This window comes from Variovorax sp. HJSM1_2, assembly GCF_049316285.1.
Taxonomy (GTDB): Bacteria; Pseudomonadota; Gammaproteobacteria; order Burkholderiales; family Burkholderiaceae_C; genus Rhodoferax_B.
Window position 1 is genome coordinate 496,780 of record NZ_JBMOXA010000001.1, and the last position, 21,382, is coordinate 518,161.

General features: G+C 62.2%; 21 protein-coding genes. 11 read left to right on the forward strand and 10 right to left on the reverse strand.

Annotated elements, in window-relative coordinates; translation table 11 throughout:
• Positions 1–119: 119 nt before the first annotated feature.
• Positions 120–1,313, reverse strand: a complete 1,194-nt coding sequence (locus tag ACFQ95_RS02255; protein WP_422829161.1) for an acyl-CoA dehydrogenase — start codon at positions 1,311–1,313, stop codon at positions 120–122.
• Positions 1,314–1,475: 162 nt separating this feature from the next.
• Between ACFQ95_RS02255 and ACFQ95_RS02260 the strand changes: the two genes are divergently transcribed.
• A complete protein-coding gene (locus tag ACFQ95_RS02260; RefSeq protein WP_422829162.1) occupies positions 1,476–2,384 on the forward strand; it encodes a LysR substrate-binding domain-containing protein in 909 nt (302 codons plus the stop codon).
• A gap of 53 nt (positions 2,385–2,437) precedes the next feature.
• Here the strand turns inward: ACFQ95_RS02260 and ACFQ95_RS02265 are convergent, their stop codons facing one another.
• Complete coding sequence (locus ACFQ95_RS02265) at positions 2,438–3,091, reverse strand: DUF924 family protein (RefSeq protein WP_422829163.1); 654 nt, start codon at positions 3,089–3,091, stop codon at positions 2,438–2,440.
• A gap of 97 nt (positions 3,092–3,188) precedes the next feature.
• On the opposite strand from ACFQ95_RS02265, the gene ACFQ95_RS02270 reads away from it, so the two are divergent.
• The 5 genes from ACFQ95_RS02270 to ACFQ95_RS02290 all read left to right on the forward strand — a co-directional run bounded on the left by ACFQ95_RS02270 (position 3,189) and on the right by ACFQ95_RS02290 (position 8,126).
• Positions 3,189–4,013, forward strand: a complete 825-nt coding sequence (locus tag ACFQ95_RS02270) for an undecaprenyl-diphosphate phosphatase (protein WP_422829164.1) — start codon at positions 3,189–3,191, stop codon at positions 4,011–4,013.
• Positions 4,014–4,212: 199 nt separating this feature from the next.
• The gene (locus ACFQ95_RS02275; protein WP_422829165.1) at positions 4,213–5,799 is read left to right on the forward strand and encodes a methyl-accepting chemotaxis protein; all 1,587 of its coding nucleotides are present in this window, start codon (positions 4,213–4,215) and stop codon (positions 5,797–5,799) included.
• Between the two features lie 172 nt (positions 5,800–5,971).
• Positions 5,972–6,499, forward strand: a complete 528-nt coding sequence (locus ACFQ95_RS02280) for a 2,4'-dihydroxyacetophenone dioxygenase family protein (protein WP_422829166.1) — start codon at positions 5,972–5,974, stop codon at positions 6,497–6,499.
• Between the two features lie 38 nt (positions 6,500–6,537).
• Positions 6,538–7,257 (forward strand): SDR family NAD(P)-dependent oxidoreductase, encoded by a 720-nt coding sequence (locus ACFQ95_RS02285; protein ID WP_422829167.1) that lies wholly within the window; start codon positions 6,538–6,540, stop codon positions 7,255–7,257.
• A 17-nt stretch (positions 7,258–7,274) separates the two neighbouring features.
• Positions 7,275–8,126, forward strand: coding sequence for an IclR family transcriptional regulator (locus tag ACFQ95_RS02290; protein ID WP_422829168.1), 852 nt, complete (start codon positions 7,275–7,277; stop codon positions 8,124–8,126).
• Positions 8,127–8,135: 9 nt separating this feature from the next.
• Here ACFQ95_RS02290 and ACFQ95_RS02295 read toward each other — a convergent pair whose 3' ends face one another.
• Positions 8,136–8,705, reverse strand: a complete 570-nt coding sequence (locus ACFQ95_RS02295; RefSeq protein ID WP_422829169.1) for a fasciclin domain-containing protein — start codon at positions 8,703–8,705, stop codon at positions 8,136–8,138.
• A gap of 320 nt (positions 8,706–9,025) precedes the next feature.
• Here ACFQ95_RS02295 and ACFQ95_RS02300 point away from each other — a divergent pair, with 320 nt between their 5' ends.
• From ACFQ95_RS02300 to ACFQ95_RS02310, 3 genes are read left to right on the forward strand one after another with little or no spacing between them, the layout of a single operon-like run.
• Positions 9,026–9,403, forward strand: a complete 378-nt coding sequence (locus ACFQ95_RS02300) for a hypothetical protein (protein WP_422829170.1) — start codon at positions 9,026–9,028, stop codon at positions 9,401–9,403.
• Positions 9,404–9,421: 18 nt separating this feature from the next.
• Complete coding sequence (locus tag ACFQ95_RS02305; RefSeq protein WP_422829171.1) at positions 9,422–9,961, forward strand: RNA polymerase sigma factor; 540 nt, start codon at positions 9,422–9,424, stop codon at positions 9,959–9,961.
• Between the two features lies 1 nt (position 9,962).
• Positions 9,963–10,808 (forward strand): anti-sigma factor family protein, encoded by an 846-nt coding sequence (locus tag ACFQ95_RS02310; protein WP_422829172.1) that lies wholly within the window; start codon positions 9,963–9,965, stop codon positions 10,806–10,808.
• A gap of 147 nt (positions 10,809–10,955) precedes the next feature.
• Here the strand turns inward: ACFQ95_RS02310 and ACFQ95_RS02315 are convergent, their stop codons facing one another.
• From ACFQ95_RS02315 to ACFQ95_RS02330, 4 genes are all read right to left on the reverse strand, one after another.
• Positions 10,956–11,345 (reverse strand): hypothetical protein, encoded by a 390-nt coding sequence (locus tag ACFQ95_RS02315; protein ID WP_422829173.1) that lies wholly within the window; start codon positions 11,343–11,345, stop codon positions 10,956–10,958.
• Between the two features lie 63 nt (positions 11,346–11,408).
• The gene (locus ACFQ95_RS02320; protein ID WP_422829174.1) at positions 11,409–11,630 is read right to left on the reverse strand and encodes a hypothetical protein; all 222 of its coding nucleotides are present in this window, start codon (positions 11,628–11,630) and stop codon (positions 11,409–11,411) included.
• A 130-nt stretch (positions 11,631–11,760) separates the two neighbouring features.
• The gene (gene yghX / locus ACFQ95_RS02325; protein ID WP_422829175.1) at positions 11,761–12,648 is read right to left on the reverse strand and encodes a YghX family hydrolase; all 888 of its coding nucleotides are present in this window, start codon (positions 12,646–12,648) and stop codon (positions 11,761–11,763) included.
• 66 nt (positions 12,649–12,714) lie between these two features.
• A complete protein-coding gene (locus tag ACFQ95_RS02330; protein WP_422829176.1) occupies positions 12,715–14,364 on the reverse strand; it encodes an EAL domain-containing protein in 1,650 nt (549 codons plus the stop codon).
• 150 nt (positions 14,365–14,514) lie between these two features.
• Between ACFQ95_RS02330 and ACFQ95_RS02335 the strand changes: the two genes are divergently transcribed.
• Positions 14,515–15,696 carry a DUF917 family protein gene (locus tag ACFQ95_RS02335; RefSeq protein ID WP_422829177.1) on the forward strand — a complete coding sequence of 394 codons (1,182 nt, stop codon included), beginning with the start codon at positions 14,515–14,517 and terminating at the stop codon, positions 15,694–15,696.
• A 20-nt stretch (positions 15,697–15,716) separates the two neighbouring features.
• Positions 15,717–16,700, forward strand: coding sequence for a sensor domain-containing diguanylate cyclase (locus tag ACFQ95_RS02340; RefSeq protein ID WP_422829178.1), 984 nt, complete (start codon positions 15,717–15,719; stop codon positions 16,698–16,700).
• Between the two features lie 35 nt (positions 16,701–16,735).
• On the opposite strand, the gene ACFQ95_RS02345 is transcribed toward ACFQ95_RS02340, so the two are convergent.
• The 3 genes from ACFQ95_RS02345 to mutS are packed head-to-tail and all read right to left on the reverse strand — an operon-like array spanning position 16,736 to position 21,127.
• Complete coding sequence (locus ACFQ95_RS02345; protein WP_422829179.1) at positions 16,736–17,587, reverse strand: alpha/beta fold hydrolase; 852 nt, start codon at positions 17,585–17,587, stop codon at positions 16,736–16,738.
• Positions 17,584–18,411, reverse strand: a complete 828-nt coding sequence (locus ACFQ95_RS02350) for a peptidase (protein ID WP_422829180.1) — start codon at positions 18,409–18,411, stop codon at positions 17,584–17,586. The genes ACFQ95_RS02345 and ACFQ95_RS02350 overlap by 4 nt, the downstream gene beginning before the upstream one ends.
• Positions 18,412–18,460: 49 nt before the next feature.
• Positions 18,461–21,127: a DNA mismatch repair protein MutS gene (gene mutS / locus ACFQ95_RS02355; protein WP_422829181.1), complete on the reverse strand. Its 2,667-nt coding sequence runs from the start codon at positions 21,125–21,127 to the stop codon at positions 18,461–18,463.
• Positions 21,128–21,382 lie beyond the last annotated feature (255 nt).

The following is a 21,382-nucleotide window of genomic DNA, read 5'->3' on the forward strand; positions in this document are numbered from 1 at the left end:
TCGGTAACTCGGCAGTTCGGCTGTTTACGCGCGAACGCCGCGGAACCGACTTTGCCGGGCCGCAGGCGTTGCCCCCTGCAAGGGGTGGGCGCTACACGCAGTGAGCAACCTGGGGGTGTTCAATTAAACGCTGCAATGCCGGTGATGGCGCGGCCGAGAATCAGCGCGTGCACGTCATGCGTGCCTTCATAGGTGTTCACCACTTCCAGGTTGACCAAATGGCGCGCCACGCCAAACTCGTCGCTGATGCCGTTGCCACCCATCATGTCGCGCGCCATGCGGGCGATGTCCAAAGACTTGCCGCAGTTGTTGCGCTTCATGATGGAGGTGATTTCCACGGCGGCCGTGCCTTCGTCCTTCATACGGCCCAGGCGCAGACTGCCTTGCAGGCCCAGGGTGATCTCGGTCTGCATGTCGGCCAGCTTCTTCTGGATGAGCTGGTTGGCGGCCAGTGGGCGGCCGAATTGTTTGCGGTCCAGCACGTATTGGCGCGCGCGGTGCCAGCAGTCTTCGGCCGCACCAATGGCGCCCCAGCTGATGCCGTAGCGTGCGCTGTTCAGGCAGGTGAACGGGCCCTTCAGGCCTTGCACTTCAGGGAAGGCGTTTTCTTCAGGCACAAACACATCATCCATGACAATTTCGCCGGTGATGGAGGCGCGCAGGCCGACCTTGCCGTGGATGGCCGGAGCGGTCAGGCCCTTCATGCCTTTTTCGAGCACGAAGCCGCGGATTGGGCCGACGGCGCCGCTCTCGCTGACTTCCTTGGCCCAGACCACAAACACATCGGCAATGGGGCTGTTGGTGATCCACATCTTGTTGCCCTTGAGCTTGTAGCCGCCGGCGGTCTTGATGGCGCGTGTGGCCATGCTGCCGGGGTCGGAGCCATGGTCGGGTTCGGTCAAGCCGAAGCAGCCAATCCATTCGCCGCTGGCCAGCTTGGGCAGGTATTTTTGTTTTTGCGCTTCGGTGCCGAATTCATAAATCGGCACCATCACCAGCGAGCTTTGCACACTGGCCATGGAGCGGTAACCCGAATCCACACGTTCCACTTCGCGTGCGATCAGGCCGTAGGCCACGTAGTTCAGGCCGGGGCCGCCGTATTGCTCGGGGATCGTGGGGCCCAGCAGGCCAACTTCGCCCATCTCGCGGAAGATGCTGACGTCGGTGGTTTCATTGCGGAAGGCGTTGAGCACACGTGGCGCCAGACGGCCTTGGCAGTAGGCGTTGGCGGCGTCGCGCACCATGCGTTCGTCGTCGGTGAGCTGCTGGTCCAGCAGAAACGGGTCTTCCCAGTTGAATTTTGCGTTGGCCATGGTGTTGTGCTCCTCGAAACAGGGTGGAAAAAAGTTGCCGCGACTTTATGCCCGTCGCAGACACACCGCAAGCGAGAGTTTTTCACCAAGGTATGAGTGTTTTGCATTTCATGGTGCTGAATTTGGGCAAAATCAGCGCCTCAACACTCTTTTGAGAATATTTTGAGGCGAAAAATACCGTCCACCCAAGCGTTGCTGTGTTTTGAGTCGGCGGCGCGCCACGAGAGCTATACCCGCGCCGCACAAGAGCTGGCGCTGACGCAGGGCGCGGTGTCGCGCCAGATCGCGGCGCTGGAAGAGTTTTTGGGGGTGGTGCTGTTTCGCCGCACGCGCCATGGCGTGGCCCTGACCGAGAGTGGGCTGGATTACGCGCGCCAAGTGGGCAGCCGCCTGGATGCGCTGGAGCTGGACACCTTGAACGTGATGGCGCGGCAAGGCGCCGGCGGCACGCTGGCATTGGCGGCCGTGGCCACGTTTGCCACACGCTGGCTGATTCCACGCCTGGCCGGCTTGTCGGCCTTGCACCCAGACTTGATGCTGCATATCGAGACCCGCACGCGCCCATTCCTGTTTGCCGACAACCTGTTCGATGCGGCGCTCTACGCCGGCACCGCCGAGCAGGTGGCCAACTGGCCGGGCACACGTGCCGTGCGCCTGCTGGATGAAGAAGTTGTGCCGGTGTGCAGCCCGCGCTGGCTGCCCGGCGGCAAACCCCTGTCGCCCGAGGCCATCGCTTTGCTGCCGCTGTTGCAGCAAAGCACGCGGCCCGATGGCTGGCGCCAATGGTTTGATGCCGAAGGTGTGGTGGCGCACCAGCCGTTGAGCGGGGCACGTTTTGAATTGTTCTCCATGACCGCCAGTGCCGCCGCACACGGCCTGGGCATCGCCCTGGTGCCGCGTATCCTGATTGAAGACGAATTGCGCCGTGGCGACCTGGTGGTGGCGTGTGACCGGCCGCTGCGCGGCCAGCGCGGTTACTACCTGGTGGTGCCGGTGCAAGCAGAAGTAAGGCCGGCGCTGGCGGTGTTTGAAGATTGGCTGGTGGGGCAAGCGCGCGCGAGCCTGGCTTAGTTTGCTCTTGATTTAAGAGCTTTCTGCGCTTATTGGCTAAGCGCTAGAGCCATTTATTGCCCAAAGCGTGGTCCGTTCTTCAGAAACGCCATTTCCTCTGGTGTGGACGTACGCCCCAGCACCGCGTTGCGATGCGGAAAGCGCCCAAACCGCGCCACGATGTCGCGGTGTTCTTTGGCCGCCGCCACCGAGCGCGCCACACGTTCTTGCTGTGCCTGCGGTGTGTGTGCCGCCAAGGTCTCGAAGTAGGCGACGCTGCGCTCCTGCAGCGTCACGTCTTCGGCATGCATCAAGGGCATGCCCCAAAACAACTGGCCGGCCAGCGGCAGGGCCTGCAGTGTGTCCGGGTCTTGCTGCAAGCTTGCCAGCACCAAGGACTGGGCGCGGGTATCACCCATGAAGGCTTGGGGCTGCCCGCGAAACACATTGCGCGTGAACTGGTCGAGCAGCAGCAGCAAGGCCAGGCGCGGCAACGGTTTGACCTCCCAGCAAGGCAGACCGCCGCTGAGGGCTTGCTGCACCAGTGGGCCAAAACGGGCGGTGATTTCGGCATCCACTGCCGGGCCGCCTTGAAACCAGCTTTGTTCTATGGCCGGGGCGCTGGGCCAGCCGCTGGGCTGGTCGAGTGCGTCGCCTAGCCAGTAACGCAGGATCTGGCTCACACCGTGGGTTTCGGCTGGCTGTGCCGTGGGTTCAAGAATGGTCATTGGCGTGCGCTGTAAACAAGCTGTAAACAAGTGAGTAGAAGGTGGTCTAGGTACAAACCCGCCGGTCATAATGCCAGCACTCAACCAGGGAGAGTGTGTGGATATCGTATTGCTGACCAAAGCGGCCATCATGGGCATTGTGGAAGGACTTACCGAGTTTCTTCCGATTTCATCCACCGGGCATTTGATTCTGGCCGGCGCCTTGCTCGGGCTGGATGATGACAAGGCCAAGGTCTTCGACATCGCCATACAGACCGGCGCCATTCTGGCGGTCATCATGGTCTATTGGCAAAAGATCAAATCAACCGTGCTGGCTTTGCCCACGCAGCGCTCGGCGCAGCAGTTGGCGCTGAATGTGCTTGTGGGCTTTTTGCCAGCCGTGGTGCTGGGCCTGTTGTTTGGCAAAGTGATCAAGGCGCACCTGTTCACCCCTATCGTGGTGGCCAGCACCTTCATCATCGGTGGCTTCATCATTCTGTGGGCCGAGCGGCGTCCGGCTACCTCCGTCCGCGTGCACAACGTGGACGACATGAGCACGCTGGACGCACTGAAGGTGGGCCTGGTGCAATGCTTCGCCATGATCCCCGGCACCAGCCGCAGCGGCTCCACCATCATTGGCGGCATGTTGCTCGGCTTGTCGCGCCAGACCGCCACCGACTTTTCGTTCTTCCTGGCCATTCCTACGCTGATTGGCGCGGGTGTCTACAGCCTGTACAAGGAGCGCGCGTTGCTGTCTATGGCGGATGCGCCGATGTTCGCCGTGGGCCTGCTGTTTTCCTTCCTCAGCGCCTGGCTGTGTGTGCGCTGGTTGCTGCGCTACATCTCCAGCCACAACTTTGTGCCGTTTGCCTGGTACCGCATTGTGTTTGGCCTGGTGGTCCTTGGCACCGCCTGGAGTGGGCTGGTGGTCTGGGCCGAATAAGAACGTTGTAGAGCGTTGTTCCACCTTGGTGAAACAACGCTGGCGCCATGGACCCTAAGGTGTTTGAACAGCGCCTGAACAGCATTTAAAAACGGCTGGTGATAGCGTCGCTATTTAGCCGATAGCCACGTTAATAACGCTGGAACTGGTGGCGAGAGAGGTATAGATTCTGAAGCATCTGCCTCTCTTGGAATCTGCGATGAAAAATCTCAAAATCTCCACCCGTTTGCTGGCCTTGATTGGTTTGATGTCGGTGCTGCTCGTTGCGGTGGGGGGTATAGGCCTGTATGGCATTCGCTCCTCGAACCAGGCGTTGAACTCGGTTTACGTCAACAACGTTCTGCCGATGGAGCATCTTGCCAACATCAACTACCTGCTCACGCGCAACCGTGTGCTGCTGATGGACACCTTGCTCAATCCCGCGCCTGCGAATGCACAGCGCCGCGTGGATGAGATGCTCAGGAACAGCGACAAAATCGCTGCCGACTGGAAGGCCTACGCTTCATCCGAGATGGTGGCCGAGGAGGCGCGTCTCGCCAAGGAATATACCGAGGCCGCTGACGTCTACCAGAAGGACGGCCTGATGGCCGCCGGCCAGGTCATGCGGGCGGGCAAGCCGGACGAAGCAATGCAGATCTACAAGACCAAGGTGTCACCCTTGGCGCCCAAGGTCACAGAACTGCTTGAAAAGCTGACGCAGATCCAGGTGGATGTGGCAGCACAGGAGTACAAAAACGAGTTGGCGCAGTACAGCGTCATCGTGACCGTCTCCGTCGTGGCCATGGTGCTGGGCGTGATTCTGGCGGTGGGCAGCGGCCTGCTGCTGCTCAAGGGCATTTCGCGTTCACTCAATGAGGCGATGGTGCTGTCGGACGCGGTGGCCGAGGGCGACCTGACGCACCGGGCCGATATCCGTGGCAACGACGAAATCTCGCAGGTGCTGAAAACCTTGTCGGGTATGCAGCACCGGCTGGGGCAGATTGTCAGCCGCGTGCGCCAGGGCTCGGATTCGGTATCCACCGCCAGCGTGGAGATTGCGCAGGGCAACCACGACCTTTCGTCGCGCACCGAAAGCCAGGCCAGCGCGCTGGAGCAAACCGCAGCCAGCATGGAGGAGCTGAGCTCCACCGTGCAGCACAACGCCAGCAATGCCAAAACCGCCGATCAACTGGCCAAGGCGGCTGCCAAGGTGGCCAGGGACGGCGGCGTGGTGGTGCGCGAAGTGGTGAGCACCATGGAGTCCATCAGCGAGTCCAGCCACAAGATATCCGAGATCATCAGTGTGATCGACGGCATTGCGTTCCAGACCAACATACTCGCCCTGAACGCGGCGGTGGAAGCCGCTCGCGCGGGTGAGCAGGGCCGAGGCTTTGCCGTGGTGGCCAGCGAAGTGCGCAGCCTGGCCGGGCGCAGCGCCGAAGCGGCCAAACAGATCAAGACGCTGATCGGCGAAAGCACCGACCGCGTGACCCACGGCGGCACCCTGGTGCGCAAAGCCGGCGCCACCATGGACGAGGTGGTGCAGTCCATCCAGCGTGTGACCGACATCATGGGCGAGATCAGTGCGGCCAGTTCCGAGCAAAGCCAGGGTGTCGCGCAGGTGGGTGAAGCGGTGACGCAGATCGACCAGGTGACGCAGCAGAACGCCGCGCTGGTGGAGCAGATGGCGGCGGCAGCCTCCAGCCTGCGGAGCCAGGCCGACGACCTGGTGCAAACCGTGGCGTTTTTCAAGGTGTCGGGGCGCGACGCGCAGACCGGCGAAACCTTGTTGCTGGCGGCGCGCTGAACGCTACATGGTGTTGTCTCAAGAGGCCCATTTGGGCCTCTTTTGTTTTGTGGGGTATTGCGCCGCAACGGGAAATCCCTAGCCAGGCGACACACCTGGCTTTCTATAATGTGTCCATATTATAGAAATATGTCCATATTATGGACGAAATGAAAACACCAGGAGCTGCAACATGCCAGTAGACCGCCCCGACGCCGAGCCGCTGATGCCTTATCAGTACCCGAATCCGCCGCATGCTTTGCCGGAGATCGTGGTGCCGCAGGCCATTCCCACCGACGAACGGCTGTGGGTGCCGCAGGCTGAAAACGTCTGGTTTCGCCCCTTGTGCCTGAACGCCAGCCAGGGCTACTGGATGAACCTGCTGCGTGTGCGCAAGTCGGGGGTGCTGAGCCGGCATCGTCATCCGCAGGCGGTGCACGGCTTTGTGCTGAAGGGCCGCTGGCGTTACCTGGAGCACGACTGGGAAGCGGTGGAGGGCAGTTATGTGTTCGAACCCCCGGGTGAAACACACACGCTTTATGTGCCCGAAGATGTGGAAGAAATGATCACTTACTTTCAGGTCAACGGTGTCATGTACTACACCGACCCCTGGGGCAAAGGCATGGGTTACGAAGACGTGTTCACCAAGATCGACATGTGCCGCAAACATTTCGAGAGCGTGGGTTTGGGCGCGGACTACACCAACCAATTTATCCGTTAACCGTGATACCAAGCAATGGGCTTGAAAAGGACGTTTTGATGACATACCAGGTCGATTTATTCAAAGGCAAACGCGCATTGGTGGCCGGGGCCACACAAGGCATAGGCGCGGTGATTGCCAACCAATTGGCAGAGATGGGCGCTGAAGTCACGGCGCTGGGTTTGGGCCAGGGCGACGGCACGCTGGTGCCCAAGGTCGACGTGCGCCAGGCCGATGTGACCTCGGCAGAAAGCCTGGCCGAGGCGCTGCAAGGCATTGACCAACTCGACATCGTCTTCAACTGCGCCGGCATCATCCAGCGTGGCGCCGAACATGACCTGGAAGTGTTTGAGAAGGTGTTGGCCGTCAACCTCACCGGCACCATGCGTGTGTGCAGCGCCACGCGTGAACGGCTCAAGGCCAGGGGGGGCTGCATCGTCAACACGGCCTCTATGCTGAGCTTCTTTGGCGGTGGCCTGGTGCCGGGCTACTCGGCCAGCAAGGGCGGTGTGGCGCAGCTCACCAAATCGCTAGCGATTGCCTATGCGCCGGACGGCATTCGTGTCAACGCCGTGGCACCGGGCTGGATAGACACGCCCTTGACCAAACCGCTGCAGAACGACCCGGCGCGCTCCGGCCCCATCTTGGCGCGCACGCCACTGGGCCGCTGGGGCAAACCGGTCGATGTGGCGCGTGCCGCAGTATTCTTGTGCACCCCCGCAGCATCTTTCATGACCGGGGTGATCCTGCCAGTGGATGGCGGCTACATGATCACCTGAGACGGCATCATCGCGGTATGCGCAAAAAAACTGAATCCTCACCTGCAGTGGCGCTTGCCGACACCGGCGCAGTGGCCGGCACCGCTGCATTTGGCAAGTTCATGCTGGTGCTGCAACATGTGGCCGACGCAAGCGACGCCGTGACCGTCGCCAGCCTGGCCCGGGCAACCGGGTTTCCGCGGCCCACGGTGCATCGCATCGTCGCGGCGCTGCTGCTTGAACGCATGTTGGTCGAGCGGCAACAAGCCGGCACGCTGGCGCTGGGGCCGCGCTTGATCCAACTGGCCAGTCGCAGTTGGGGGCGGTCCGAGCTACGCCTGGCGGCTGTGGATGAACTCAAGCGCCTGCGCGACTTGACGGGCGAGACCGTGCACCTGGCGGTGCCGAATGGCAAAGTGGGGCAGGGCAGCAGCATGGTCTTCATCGAAAAGCTGGAAAGCCCCAGCGCCGTGCGTATGAGTTCACGCATAGGCACCGACGTGGCCATGCACGCCACAGCCGTGGGCAAGGCTTATCTGGCGGCGCTGGAAGACGATGCGCTGGAGGCGCAGTTGGCGGGGCTGGCGCTGCCCAGGTTCACGCCACACACGTTGACCACCCTGCCGAAGTTGCGCGCCGAATTGCAACACACGCGCATGCGTGGCTGGTCGGTCGACGACGAGGAAAACGAGGCCGGCATCCACTGCTTTGCTGCCGTGGTGCGCGGCAGCCAGGGCACGCCGCTGGCCGCCATCAGCGTCAGCACCTTGTTGTTCCGCCAGAAGGCGCAACCCGAACAAGCCTATGTGGCACCGCTGCTGGAGGTGGCGGCGGCCATTTCGCAGCGACTGGTGTTGACCCCGGAGCTGGAAGCCGGGGACATCTTGTAGCCGCCAAAATCAGTTTGGCAACAACACCTTGTCGACCACGTGGATCACGCCGTTTGACTGGTAGACATCGGCAATCGTCACCTTGGCGCTGCCGCCTTTTTCATCGGTCAGCGTCACGCCCATGCCGCTGCTCTTGGCGGTCAAGCTGCCGCCGCTCACGGTCTTGATGGTGGCCATGCCGCCGCCGTCCTTGATCATCTTGCTGATGGCGGCGGCATCCCATTTGCCGGCGACCACGTGGTAGGTCAGCACCTTGGTCAGCATGGCTTTGTTTTCCGGCTTGAGCAAAGTGTCTATCGTGCCCGCGGGCAGGGCGGCGAATGCAGCGTTGGTGGGCGCGAACACCGTGAACGGGCCGGAGCCTTTCAGCGTATCGACCAGGCCGGCGGCCTTGACGGCGGCCACCAGGGTGGTGTGGTCCTTGGAGTTGACGGCATTGTCGATGATGTCCTTGGTGGGCAGCATGGGCGCGCCACCGACCATCACATCGGCGGCCAGCGTTGCGACAGAGGCCGCAGACATCACCACCGCAAGACTGAAGCAAGCAAGTTTTCTAGAAGACCGTTGAATGGAAGACATGTTGGGCTCCGTGGGGTTGGGCCGTCAGCAAAAGCGCTGCGACTACAGCCAATACGCTGCCGGTTCAAGCTTGGATGCAAATAAATGCGGGGCGCGTGAAATAAATCATTGGTGATCTGGGAAAGTGCTTGGCTTTGCCAGAGCGGCTGACCGAGGCACAGGACGGCGCCTGATGGCAAATTGCGCCTAGATGCGCCTTGGCTTGCCTGGGATGGCGCCGTGCCGTGCAGGCAGGCAGAATATTTTTTCTGATGCCCGGAATAAGTGGAGGGTGGCATCCGTCTACCTGCTGTGCCCTTTAACTTTTGATAGGACTCTCCATGAAATCTTCACTTTTATCCACCCTGGTTTTGTCGGCTGCGGCCTTGGTGTCGGGTGTGGCCATGGCCGCCGCGCCGGTCAAAACGGCGGGCGGCATGTTGGTCAACACCGCCGGCATGACGCTTTACACCTTTGACAACGACGTTGCCGGCAGCGGCAAAAGTGTCTGCAACGGCCCCTGTGCCGGGCTGTGGCCACCGGTCATGGCCGAGGCCGGAGCCATGCCAGAAGGCGACATGAGCATCATCACGCGCGACGATGGTGGCAAACAATGGGCCTACAAAGGCAAGCCGGTCTATCTGTACAAGTCGGACATGAAGGCCGGTGACGCCACGGGCGACAACTTCAAAAATGTCTGGCACGTGATCAAACCCTGAGGCCGGCCACACCCACACATGCGCGCATCAGACGAAGCCGCCATTCTGGCCTGCATTCCCAGCCTGCGGCGTTATGCGCGTGGCCTGCTGGCCGACGCTGCGCTTGCCGACGACCTGGTGCAGGACACGCTGGAGCGCGCCTGGAGCCGATTCTCCATGTGGCAAAAGCGCGGCGAGATCCGCGCCTGGATGTTCGGCATCATGCACAACCACTTCATAGACGGCACTCGCGCCCGGCGCAGCCGTCCCGAAGATGCTGCAGGCGACGAAGTACCCGAGTCGCTGCAGCGCGCCGAGCAGGCCGATGGCCTGGAACTGCGCGACCTTGACCGCGCCCTGCAGCGTTTGCCACCCGAGCAACGCGAGGTGCTGTTGCTGGTGGCACTGGAGGGCATGACTTATCAGGAGGTGGCCAGCATCACCGGTCTGCCCTCGGGCACGGTGATGTCGCGCCTGGCGCGCGCGCGCGAGCGCCTCAGGCAAGAGATGCAGGGCCGCACGGCCGACCCGGCCCCTTCAGGCGTAGCCGATGCCAGTCCTTTGCGGCGGATCAAATAATATGGACAGCTCTTCACTTCACGTTTCTGCGCCTGCCACCGGCGGTGTGGCGCCCATCAGCGAAGCCGATTTACACGCGTTTGCGGATGAGCAGTTGGCCCCGGCGCGGCGCGCGGCGGTCGAGGCATTTTTGGCTGCGCACCCAGCCGAGCGTGCGCGCGTGGACGACTGGCTTGAGCAGAACCAGCAACTGCGTAAACACTTCGCAGCCGTGCTCGACGAACCGTTGCCACTGCGCTTGCCCTTGCATGGGGCAGGCTTGTCCCGCGTAGCCACTTCTGCGGCGAACTGGCCCTGGCGTTCACTGGCCGCGGGCTTGATGATCGCGGTGGCGAGTGCCGGTTCCGCCTGGTGGCTCAGGGGGGTGACCGACGCCGGCACGCGACTGGGCTCGGCTGTGGTGGCCAGCGCGCCCCTGCAAGGTTTTGCACACAGGGCCGCCGTGGCGCATGTGGTCTACAGCCCCGACCAGCGTCGGCCAGTGGAAGTAGCGGGCGATCAGGAGCAGGCGCTGGTCACCTGGCTCACCAAACGCATGGGCGCCAATGTGCGGCCACCCGACTTGACCGGGCTGGGTTATCACTTGATCGGTGGGCGTTTGTTGCCGGGCGACAAAGGGCCGGTGGCGCAGTTCATGTTTGGTGATGCACAGGCGCAACGCCTGACCTTGTACGTCACGCGCGAGGACGCGGGCCGAGAGAGCGCCTTCCGTTTTGGGCAGGACGGCGCGGTCAATGTTTTCTACTGGGTCGACAAAGATTTTGGTTATGCCTTGTCTGCCGGCGCCGACCGCCAAGCCTTGTTGCGTGTGGCCGAAGTGGTCTACCAGCAGTTGGCGCCACGTTGACTGGGCGCCCACCGGCGGCAGTCGGGCAGCTTGCGGCCATGCCTTCAGCGGTGTTGGATGGGGTGGTGCAACGGCTGGCCAAAGACTTTGGCGCGGCGTGGACGCGTCGGGTGGCCGTGCTTGCGGTTGCGGCTGAACAGGTGCGCACTAATCCAGCGGCATGAGTGCTTGAGCGCCAACATGTGATGGCATTTGCGTCCCCATGTCGACAAATGGTGGGCGTGCGTTAGGCGCTGGGGCTTCTTTTTTCGTGGTCGTTGTGCCGGCCGATTTGGGGGCGCGCGTGAGCGAGTTGACGGCCAGCAGCAGGCCTTGCTCGAAAGCGCTGAGCTTGGTGCTTCCCCTGCGTGTGGTGGGGCGGGTTGTAAGTCGCTGGCGCGGACTTTCACCGGTTTGCAGGTACACGTGGTAGGGCCAGTCGTCGTAGTTGCCGTCGTATGCCGTCACCACGGTGATATGGGTGCCCAACCAATCCCCCTCCATCGAGAAGCGCGCGCCATCTTTGGTTTCGTTGAGGTTTTCAAGCTTTGAAGGCATGGTGGTCTCGCTGTACTCGTCGTAGGTTCTAAGGCCAAAAAACCGCGCACCTGGGTCGCGGCATTAGCGAATCAGCGCAAGCATCAGCAGGCCCAGGCCGCACAGCACGGTAGCGGCCGAGAGACGCAGCAGGTCTCGATCTGTGCTCTTTTGTGTCTCTGCTGCGTGATGACGGGCGGCGCCGTTCGAGTGCTGCAGATGAGAAACCTCGATCAACATGGCCGGGCCAACCATGGGGCGTGCGCCGTTCGAGGGGCTTGTAGGTGTGCTGGGTGTGTCTGCCATGATCTGCTCCAGGAAGGAAATTCAAACGGAATGGCGCAAGTTTGAACTTCCGGGAGCCATAGATCGTGGCGCAAATGTGAACTGACGTGCGCCTTCAGCCTGCTTGACACCCTAGCAGGCGGCTAAACCGCTAGGCCAGATAACGTTGAAACCACTTGATGGTGCGATCCCAGGCCAGTTTGGCCGCCGCCTCGTCATAACGGGGTGTGGAGTCGTTGTGGAAGCCGTGGTTTGTGCCCGCGTAGGTGTACGACTCAAAGCTTTTGTTATTGGCCTTGAGTGCTGCTTCGTAGGCTGCAGCGCCCTGGTTTACACCAGGGTCGGTTTCTGCGTAGTGGATCAGCAGCGGGGCTTTGATGCGAGCCACGTCCTCTGCGCGCACCTGGCGGCCATAAAACGGCACGGCAGCGCTCAGCTCGGGGTAGGCCACGGCGGCGGCGTTTGCCACCGCACCGCCATAACAAAAGCCGGTGATGCCCACTTTGCCGGTGCTGGCGTCATGGCGCAGCAAAAACTCAATTGCCGCAAAAAAGTCGTTCATCAGCTTGGCCGGGTCGACCTGCATTTGCAGTTCACGGCCTTTGTCGTCGTTGCCTGGGTAGCCGCCCACGGAGCTCAAGCCATCGGGCGCCAGCGCCACAAAACCGGCCTTGGCCGTGCGGCGCGCCACGTCTTCGATGTAGGGGTTGAGCCCGCGGTTCTCGTGCACCACCACAACAGCCGGCAGCTTGCCAGCGACTTTGGCCGGGCGCACCAGGTAGCCGCGCACCTTGCCGTGGCCGTTGGGCGAAGGGTAGGTGATGTAGTCGGCCACGATGCTTGGATCGGTGAACGACACTTGCTGGGCCAGCGCGTAGTTCGGGCTTAGCGAGGCCAGCACGGCCGCACCCGTCATGCCACCCACCGCAAACTTGCCGGCGCGGTCGACAAAATCACGCCGCGAAATCTTGCCGTGCACGTAGTAGTCGTAAAGCTCCAGCAGCTCTGCGGGAAAGTCGTTGGCGGTCAGACGGCGCATCTGGTGCTCCTGTGTGGGTGGAGGCGAAATCATGGCACGGCTTGCCTGTGGCTGCCGATGTTGCCCTCACGGCGTGTGGGTTTTCTGAGCCGACGAGGCCGGATCGGCACCGACCGCGTGTTCGCACAGATAAGTGATGAATGCGTCCAGCGGCAGCGGCCGCGCAAAGTGGTAGCCCTGCCCATACTGCACGCCCAGCGCGCGCAGGCTGTAGGCCTGTTCGGCAGTTTCAATGCCTTCTGCAATCACTTCGCTGCCCACGGCTTGCGCGATGCCTATGATTTCAGGGATGAGGCTTGAACGCAGGGTGGCGTCTTCCATCTCGTAGACAAATGTGCGGTCGATTTTCAAGCGGTCCGGGGCCATGCGTTTGACCATGCCGAGGTTGGAGTAGCCGGTGCCGAAATCGTCGATAGAGATGGAGAAACCGTTGGCTTTGAGCTTGCGCAGCTCGGGCAGTATCTCGGGCGCAAAATCATATTCGGTGACCTCGAGTTCGATCTGCATGTCGCTGCGGCCTAGCGCTTCCTGGGCTGCTTTGAGGTGGGCGTGTATGGCATCACGCCTGAGGTTTTGCGGAAAGAAGTTCAGCGCCACCACAAAGTTGTTCTGCGCGGGCAGTGCGCTCGCCAGGTCTCTTAAAGCGCGGCTGCTCACCAGGCGGTCAAACGACCAGTTCAGCCCCTGCCGATTGAGTGCGGGAATGAATTGGTCGGGGTACATCAGCTGGTCCTGGTCGAGCAATCGCCCCAGCACTTCGCAACCCACCACTTTGCCACTCGCCAGATCCAGTATGGGTTGGTAGTGACACACCACACCCGCTGGTGTGCACATGTGATGGATGCGGTAGTCCATGGACTGGAAGTAGCGGCAACGTTGTGTGACCGCTTCGCTGGTGAGAAAGGCCAAAAGGAAAAACAGGCCCACAGCACCAGCCAGGATTTCATATTGGTTATCGTATAAATCGGCGGGTTTGATCACCGACTGCACCGAGATCGGGCTGACACCGGGCTTGTGGGTGGTGACCAGCAGTTGCGCATTGCCCCACAGGACGCGTAGTGCTTCGGTGTTGCTGGGGAGCGGGTCATCGGTCAAGTTGTCTTCACTGCTTTTGAAGACCCGGCGGCGCTGTTGGCCGCTACCTGCCCAGACAGCATCGCTGAACTGCGCAAACATGTCTTGTGCGGGCTTGTCGTCAATGGTGACGATGAAGCGGTCGCGTTCGACCAAGGTGGTACGAAGGCTGGTTTTCGACAGGCGTACCTCGGCTCTCAGGTGGTAGCGGCCAATCGAGCCATCGATGCCGCCTTCTCTTTGCCGTTCGGGCGTTTCGAACAGCCCCAGGCTGGTGCTGCAGAACTGCCTGTGTTGTTCATCCAGCAGGCCTATGTCGCGTGCGTAGCGGTGGCTGAACAGCAGGCTGCGCAACTGGTTCAGGTTTTCGGGTGTGCAATCCGATGGATACGAGGCATTGAGCGCGGTCAGCAGCTTGCCGACGTCGTCTTGTATCGCCTGCATGCGGCCCAGCACCTGGGTGTGCCCCGCCTTGACCTCCTTGATCTGTAGCTCCAATGCCACAAAAGCGAGGCCGGCTGTGACCACCAGGGCCACGCTATAGCCGCACAACACGCCCAGCACGCGGGGGTGCCGGCCCAACATCTGGCCGAGCCAACGCATCAGATGATGTGGTGCGCCTGGTGGCTTGTTTGCCTGCATGTATCAGTTCCAGAAGTGGGCTGTTGACGCCCCGCGTAAGCGGGCTGCGCAAAATATAAATTCGGCAAAACAACAGCGGTCTGGGGTCATCGTTACATTTTGTGCCAGACTTGGCCCAGGAACGTTCTTTGCATCATGACTAGGAATTCAATGTCTTCTAGCAGTTATGGACTTGCCGACCTCGAATATATCGCTGCGGGCGCCGCGGTCATGGCCAGTGGTGGCGGCGGCAGTTACCGTGATGCCGTTTCCATCCTGCAACAGCTGGCCGACAGCGGCTGGGCTGGCAGCGTGACCGTCAAGCCCTACGACGGCGACACCGCCGGCTGTGTGGTTGCCATGATGGGCTCGCCCGACGCGGGTGACCAGCTCACACTGGCCGATATTCAAAACTCTGTGGTCAACACCTTGGCTTTGCTGAAGTCCGGCACGGGCTACGCCGCTGGATGTGTGATCCCTATCGAAATTGGTGCGATCAACTCGCTGGTGCCGCTGCTGGCGGCCACGCTGCCATCCGCCAATCTGTGGGTGGTGGACGGTGATGGCGCGGGGCGCGCCGTGCCCGAGTTGCCGCAGACCACCTTTGCCGGCGCCAGCGCCTTGCCCGTGAGCCCCTGTGCCCTGGCGACCGATGTGGCGGATATGCGCACCATGGAGTCGGCCCTGCTGAGTTCACCCACTGCCGCCCAGATGGAGAAGATGGCCGGCGGCGTGTTGTCGGGTTTTGGCGGTTTTTCCGGCATTGCGCTGTGGCCTTCGAATCCCGGCAACGCTTGCGCCTTGACCGGGGCCTATATCCCCGGCACCTTGTCCCAGGTCCGGGCATTGGGGCAGTTTTTGCTGCAGGCATCACAGACGCCGTCGTCCGATGCAGTGGCCGAGCAAATCGCCTATCTGACGGGGCGTACGGCATCGGTCAGCGTGCGCAATTTCTACATCACGGCCATCAGCCAGTCGACCACGGCGGCGTCGCTTGATGCGGGGGTGATCCAACTCGACAACAACCCCGACCCGACACAAAGCACCGAGACCCACACCATCTACAACATGAATGAGAATCTCATCATGTATTCGAACCAGAGTGCGCTGCCCGACATCATTGCGCCGGATTCGATTTGTTATTACTCCGAAAGCACCGGGCGCGGCTTCTCCAATGCCAGCGACGACCTGGCGCTGTACTTCGATGCCACTAGCGGCAAAAGCACTGGGCAGATGGTGAGTGTGATCCAGGTCAGCACCGTGCCGGCGCTGTACAACACGCCGGGCGTCGTGGCGTCGTTCGCCACACTGCTGCGCAGCATTGGCTACGCCGGCGCAATGCCTGCGTTGTAAACCCTTTTGGGGCTTGGTCCATGGACGAAAAAGATCTCAACAAAGAGCGCCTGGAATTGGCGCTGGAGGCCGCCGGGCTGGATCTGTGGGAGAACAATCTCCTCACGGGCGATGTCACGCGCAAGGCGTTGAAGACTTTTAGGGAACTGGGTTACAGCGATGAAGAAATTCCCGCCTTGGTGGCGAACACGCTGCAACTTGTGCACCCCGGCGACGTGGATGCCACCAAGGCCGCCTTGGCCGATGTTTTCTCCGGCAAAACCCAGCAGTACCGCTGTGAGTTCAGGCTGCGGACGAAAAGCGGCGGCTGGCTTTGGTTTGCCAACTACGGCCGCATCATGGACGCCCGCGCCGAAGTGCCCGGTCAGCGCTTTATCGGCGTGACCTTCAACATCGATGACCGTAAACGCAAAGAAGACGAAATTGCGGAAATCAACCACAAGCTGGCCGAGCAAAACAGCCTGCTGCAAGGCCTGAACACGGCATTGGAACTGCTGGCCTCTACCGACGCACTCACCGGACTGGCCAACCGCCGCACCTTGATGGAGGTGGGCGCCAAGGAATGCAAACGCACGGCGCGTTTTGAACATCCGCTGTCGGTCCTGATGGTTGACATAGACTCCTTCAAGAGCGTGAACGACAACTGGGGCCACCTGGTGGGTGACCGCGTGATCTGTGCCGTGGCCGACACCTGCCGGCTGCGTGTGCGTCAGGGTGTGGACACCGTGGCGCGCCTGGGGGGCGAAGAGTTTGTCATCATCCTGCCGGAAACCAGTGGCGCCAACGCCGAGGTGCTGGCCGAGTCGCTGCGGAAGGAAGCCCAGCATCTGCGTGTCGACGACGATGCCGGCACGCCGGTGCCGTTCACCGTGAGCATAGGCGTGGCGTCGCTGGCGCGCGGCCAGTCGTTCGAGCAGCTGTTGAACAGTGCCGACAAGGCACTCTACAAAGCCAAGCAGAAGGGGCGCAATCTGGTGCAGCGTTTCGAGGCCATCGCTGGCTAAAGCGAGTCAGCGTTGCCGAGTTGCAAGCAGAGCCTTCAGCCCAGCAAGTTTCGCAACGCCGCCTCAATCGCCGCCGCCGTCGCGACGGGCTTTTCCATGGGGAACAGGTGGCTGCCGTCGAGCATGCTGATGCGTCCGGGCAGCGTACCGTCGCCGCCCACGACCTTGTGGGTCAGTGCCATGCCGACCTGGCGCATTTCTTCGGAGCGTGTGCCGCCTATGAAGGCCGCAGGGCATTGCAGCGGGTGTGTACGCAGCAGCCGGTCGAGGTTGTTCGGCAGGGTGTTGTAGATGGCGGTTTCCACGTCGCGATCGAAGCTCAGCACACGCTGGCCGTCTTCGTCGTGCATGCCGTGTTCCACGTAGTCGCGCAGCACACGTTCGTCCCATTGGGCGAAGGCTTTCTTGTGACGGAAGTGTTCAAATGCCGCCTCCACATCGGGCCAGCGGTTGCGCCGGCGCCGGCTCACCTTGCCCGGCGTGATAGAGCCCACCAGCGGCGTGCTCTTGACCAGGCCCAGCGCGCTGGCGCGCCAGCCGCCGAGCACCGGCGAGTCGATCATCAACACGCCACGCGCCAGTTGGGGATGGCGTGCGGCCGTCATCAGGCTCAGAAAGCCGCCTAGCGAATGACCCACCAGAAAAGCCGGAGCGCCGTGCGCAGCCACTTGCGCAGCCGCGAAGTCGGCCAGCTGCTGCACCAGATGCGGCCAGTTGTTGGTGACGGGCAGGGCCGGGTCGTGGCCGAACTTATCGAGCGCCACCACCTCGAAGCCGCGCTGGCGCAACTCGCCGAACATCAGCGTGTAGGTGGCCGCAGGAAAGCTGTTGGCGTGCGAGAAGACGATGAGCGGACGCGCCGCCGTTGCCCCGGAAGCCACGCTCAAATCAGGCGCTCGTTGGGGGCGGTGATCTTGCGCAGCGGTTTGCCGCGCGGGCCGGCGACCATCAGCGGCTCCGCCGCCGGGCCTTCGCCCCACTGCGGTTGTTCGATGTCGTCAAACGCTTCGCGCAGTTTTTGGCCCCAGGTGTTGTGCAGCATGCGGAAGTAGGGGTTGTTCTCGTCTATGCAGACAATCTTGTCGGTGCGGAAGGTGTCGGCTTCGTAGACCACCAGGTCCAGCGGCAAGCCTACCGACAGGTTGGACTTGAGCGTCGAGTCCATGGACACCAGCGCGCACTTGGCGGCTTCGTCCAGCGGCGTGTCGGGGTTGAGCACGCGGTCGAGCACGGGTTTGCCGTATTTGGATTCACCGATCTGGAAGTAGGGCGTCTCCGACGTGGCCTCGATGAAGTTGCCGGCCGAATACACCTGGAACAGGCGCATGCCTTCACCGGCGATCTGCCCGCCGAGGATCATGGACACGTTGAAGTCCACACCTGCGGCCTTGAGCGAGGCTGCGTCGCGGTCGTACACGTGGCGCACGGCCGAGCCGAGCACACGCGCGGCGTCGAACATGCTCTTGGCGTTCCAGATGGTCAGCGGCTCGGCGGTGTCGTTCTCTTGCAGCACCTCGACCTGCAGCAGCTCACGCACCGATTGCGAAATGCTCAGGTTGCCCGCCGACAGCAGCACCATAAAGCGGTCGCCAGGGCGCTCGTAGACGATCATCTTGCGGAAGGTGCTGACCTGGTCGAGTCCGGCATTGGTGCGCGAATCGGAGAGGAACACCAGTCCGGCATTGAGTTTGAGAGCGACGCAGTAAGTCATGGGTGATGGCCTTGTTGAGTTCTCGTTTTGGGCGGTGATGCGGTACCGTTCAAGCCTGCTCGCGCTGCGCGAGTTTCTTCAGGCTGTAGAGCGCATCCAGTGCTTCGCGCGGCGACAGCGTATCGGGCTGGATCGCGTTCAGCGCGGATTCTACGGCGCTGGGGCCGAGTGCTGCACTGGCCGGAGGAGGGGCGAACAGGTCGACCTGGGCACGGCTCTCATCGGCGCGCGACTCTAGCGCTTCCAATGCGTGGCGTGCGTGGTTGAGCACCGCCGCCGGCATGCCGGCCAGGCGCGCCACGTGGATACCGTAGCTGCGGCTTGCGGGGCCGGCCTGGATCTCGTGCAGGAAGACGATTTCGCTGCCCGATTCGGCCGCGCTCACGTGGACGTTGATGGCCGCAAAGTGCTTGGCCGGGAAGTCGGTCAGCTCAAAGTAGTGGGTGGCAAACAGGCTGAAGGCCTGGGTCTTGTCGTGCAGCTGCGCGGCAATGCCCGAGGCCAGGGCCAGGCCGTCGAAGGTCGAGGTGCCGCGACCGATCTCGTCCATCAGCACCAGGCTGTGCGGCGTGGCGCTGTGCAAAATTTGTGCGGCCTCGGTCATCTCCATCATGAAGGTCGATTGCGCGTTGGCCAGATCGTCGGCCGCGCCAATGCGTGTGTGGATGGCGTCTATGGGGCCCAGGCGGCAACTGCTGGCCGGCACGTAGCTGCCCATGCTGGCCAGCAGCACGATGATGGCCACCTGGCGCATATAGGTCGACTTACCACCCATGTTGGGGCCGGTGATGATTTGCATGCGCTGGCGTGGGCCTAGGCGGGTGTCGTTGGCGATGAAACTGGTGTTGGCGGTCTCGGCCAGGCGTGCCTCCACCACCGGATGGCGGCCACGTTCAATGTCGATACATGGCTCCTTGGCAAATTGCGGCGCACACCAATCGAGTGTGAGCGAGCGTTCGGCCAGGGCACAGAGTGCATCGAGTGTGGCCAGCGCATGCGCCAGACTGGTGAGCGGTGCCACAAAGGCTTGCAGCGCATCCAGCACCTGCTCAAACAGCCACTTCTCGCGTGCCAGGGCGCGCTCCTGGGCCGACAGTGCCTTGTCTTCAAACGCCTTCAGCTCGGGGGTGATGAAGCGCTCGGCGTTCTTCAGCGTTTGGCGGCGGCGGTAGTCGTCGGGTACCTTGTCGAGCTGGCCTTGTGTGACTTCGATGTAGAAGCCATGTACGCGGTTGAACTGCACACGCAGGTTGGCGATGCCGGTGCGGGCTTTTTCGCGCGTCTCCAGTGCCAGCAAAAAGTCGTCGCAATTGGTCTGGATGGCACGCAACTCGTCGAGCTCGGCATCAAAGCCGCTGGCAATGACACCACCGTCGCGCACCAGCGCGGCGGGCTCGGGCATGATGGCCTGGGCCAGCAGGGCGATGCCATGCGGTGGCGGCACCAACTGGCTGGAGAGTTGAGCCAAAAGCGCCGTTTGCGCAGGCAGCACGGGCGCAAGAAGCTCTGTTTTTTGTAGTGTTTGCAGCAGCGCCACCAGTTCGCGCGGGCGTACCTGGCGCAGCGCCACACGCGCGGTGATGCGCTCCACGTCGCTGCAGCCCTTGAGTTGTTCGCGCAGCTTTTGCCAGCCCCCGGCGCCTTGTGCATCGCGCAGCACGGCTATGGTTTGCAGGCGCGCACTGGCGTCGCTGCGGTCGCGTTGCGGCTCCAGCAGCCAGCGCTTGAGGGTGCGGCTGCCCATGCTGGTCATGCAGGTGTCGAGCAGCGAAAACAGCGTGGGGCTGTCTTCGCCGCGCAGGGTTTGGATCAGCTCCAGGTTGCGGCGTGTGGACAGCGGCAGGTCTATACCCGCGTCGTTGCGCTGCACACGCAATGTTTGCACGTGCGACAGGGCGCGGCCCTGGGTGTGCTCCGCATAGGTCAGCAGGGCGGCGGCAGCGGCGTGGGCTTGGGGCAGCGCGTCGGCACCCCAGGCGGCCAAAGAGGCCGCGTGGAGCTGCTCCAGCAGCTTGCGCAGGCCCAGGGCGCTGTCAAAGGTCCAGCCCGGGCGGCTGGCGGTGCACATGGCCACACCTGTGGCGTTGCTGCGCACCAGGGCCTTGAGGCGCTGGCTGAAGCTGGCCGTGGCATCGCTGCTCAGCAGCAGTTCGGCCGGGGCAATGCGTTGTATCCAGGCTTCAAGCTCATCGGCGGCACATTCGCCCAGGTGCAATTCTGCTTGCGTCAGACTCAGCCAAGCCAGGCCGCAGGTGTTGCGCGGGCCCTGGTGCACGGCCAGCAGAATCGATTCGGTCTTGTCGGCCAGCAGTTCGGCGTCGGTCAAGGTGCCGGGGGTGACCACACGCACCACCTTGCGCTCCACCGGGCCCTTGCCGGTGACTTCGCCGGTCTGCTCACAAATCGCCACCGACTCGCCCAGGCGGATCAGCTTGGCCAGATAGCCTTCCAGCGCATGGAACGGAATGCCACACATCACCACCGGTTGCCCGGCCGACTGGCCGCGCCGCGTGAGGGTGATGTCGAGCAGGGCTGCGGCCTTTTCGGCATCGGCATAAAACAACTCGTAGAAGTCGCCCATGCGGTAGAACACCAAGGTGTCCGGATGCCCGGCTTTCAGCGCCAGATACTGGGCCATCATCGGCGTGTGGTTGGAAAAATCAGGCATGGGCGTCTGCATAGGCGGCTGCGGCGTGTCTGTTTTTTCTTTTTGCATCAACAAGTTAGGCTTTCTTCTCTGTCTGTCGGGGGCTGCGCAGTGCGGCCCGGCGCCGCGATGGCGAATTGAATGGCAGTGATTATCTGGCCTCTGAAGCCGTTCCCGGTCCGTACGCAGATGAATCACCTTGGGTGGCCCTGGCCGGGAGCCATGGGAGATCGCAAACCGAATCGCGATGGACCTGACGGTGATGCATAAATCGCACAAAACGATACAAGCTGTTGCGGCGATAAAAAATCCGGTTATCGTTGT

What these genes read in the sequence shown, in the direction of transcription:
- ACFQ95_RS02255 (WP_422829161.1), bottom strand. Translation starts at nt 1,313, where the DNA reads ATGGCCAACGCAAAATTCAACTGGGAAGACCCGTTTCTGCTGGACCAG.
- ACFQ95_RS02265 (WP_422829163.1), bottom strand. Translation starts at nt 3,091, where the DNA reads ATGACCATTCTTGAACCCACGGCACAGCCAGCCGAAACCCACGGTGTG.
- ACFQ95_RS02275 (WP_422829165.1), top strand. Translation starts at nt 4,213, where the DNA reads ATGAAAAATCTCAAAATCTCCACCCGTTTGCTGGCCTTGATTGGTTTG.
- ACFQ95_RS02280 (WP_422829166.1), top strand. Translation starts at nt 5,972, where the DNA reads ATGCCAGTAGACCGCCCCGACGCCGAGCCGCTGATGCCTTATCAGTAC.
- ACFQ95_RS02285 (WP_422829167.1), top strand. Translation starts at nt 6,538, where the DNA reads ATGACATACCAGGTCGATTTATTCAAAGGCAAACGCGCATTGGTGGCC.
- ACFQ95_RS02290 (WP_422829168.1), top strand. Translation starts at nt 7,275, where the DNA reads ATGCGCAAAAAAACTGAATCCTCACCTGCAGTGGCGCTTGCCGACACC.
- ACFQ95_RS02295 (WP_422829169.1), bottom strand. Translation starts at nt 8,705, where the DNA reads ATGTCTTCCATTCAACGGTCTTCTAGAAAACTTGCTTGCTTCAGTCTT.
- ACFQ95_RS02300 (WP_422829170.1), top strand. Translation starts at nt 9,026, where the DNA reads ATGAAATCTTCACTTTTATCCACCCTGGTTTTGTCGGCTGCGGCCTTG.
- ACFQ95_RS02305 (WP_422829171.1), top strand. Translation starts at nt 9,422, where the DNA reads ATGCGCGCATCAGACGAAGCCGCCATTCTGGCCTGCATTCCCAGCCTG.
- ACFQ95_RS02310 (WP_422829172.1), top strand. Translation starts at nt 9,963, where the DNA reads ATGGACAGCTCTTCACTTCACGTTTCTGCGCCTGCCACCGGCGGTGTG.
- ACFQ95_RS02315 (WP_422829173.1), bottom strand. Translation starts at nt 11,345, where the DNA reads ATGCCTTCAAAGCTTGAAAACCTCAACGAAACCAAAGATGGCGCGCGC.
- ACFQ95_RS02320 (WP_422829174.1), bottom strand. Translation starts at nt 11,630, where the DNA reads ATGGCAGACACACCCAGCACACCTACAAGCCCCTCGAACGGCGCACGC.
- yghX (WP_422829175.1), bottom strand. Translation starts at nt 12,648, where the DNA reads ATGCGCCGTCTGACCGCCAACGACTTTCCCGCAGAGCTGCTGGAGCTT.
- ACFQ95_RS02330 (WP_422829176.1), bottom strand. Translation starts at nt 14,364, where the DNA reads ATGCAGGCAAACAAGCCACCAGGCGCACCACATCATCTGATGCGTTGG.
- ACFQ95_RS02335 (WP_422829177.1), top strand. Translation starts at nt 14,515, where the DNA reads ATGTCTTCTAGCAGTTATGGACTTGCCGACCTCGAATATATCGCTGCG.
- ACFQ95_RS02340 (WP_422829178.1), top strand. Translation starts at nt 15,717, where the DNA reads ATGGACGAAAAAGATCTCAACAAAGAGCGCCTGGAATTGGCGCTGGAG.
- ACFQ95_RS02350 (WP_422829180.1), bottom strand. Translation starts at nt 18,411, where the DNA reads ATGACTTACTGCGTCGCTCTCAAACTCAATGCCGGACTGGTGTTCCTC.
- mutS (WP_422829181.1), bottom strand. Translation starts at nt 21,127, where the DNA reads ATGCAAAAAGAAAAAACAGACACGCCGCAGCCGCCTATGCAGACGCCC.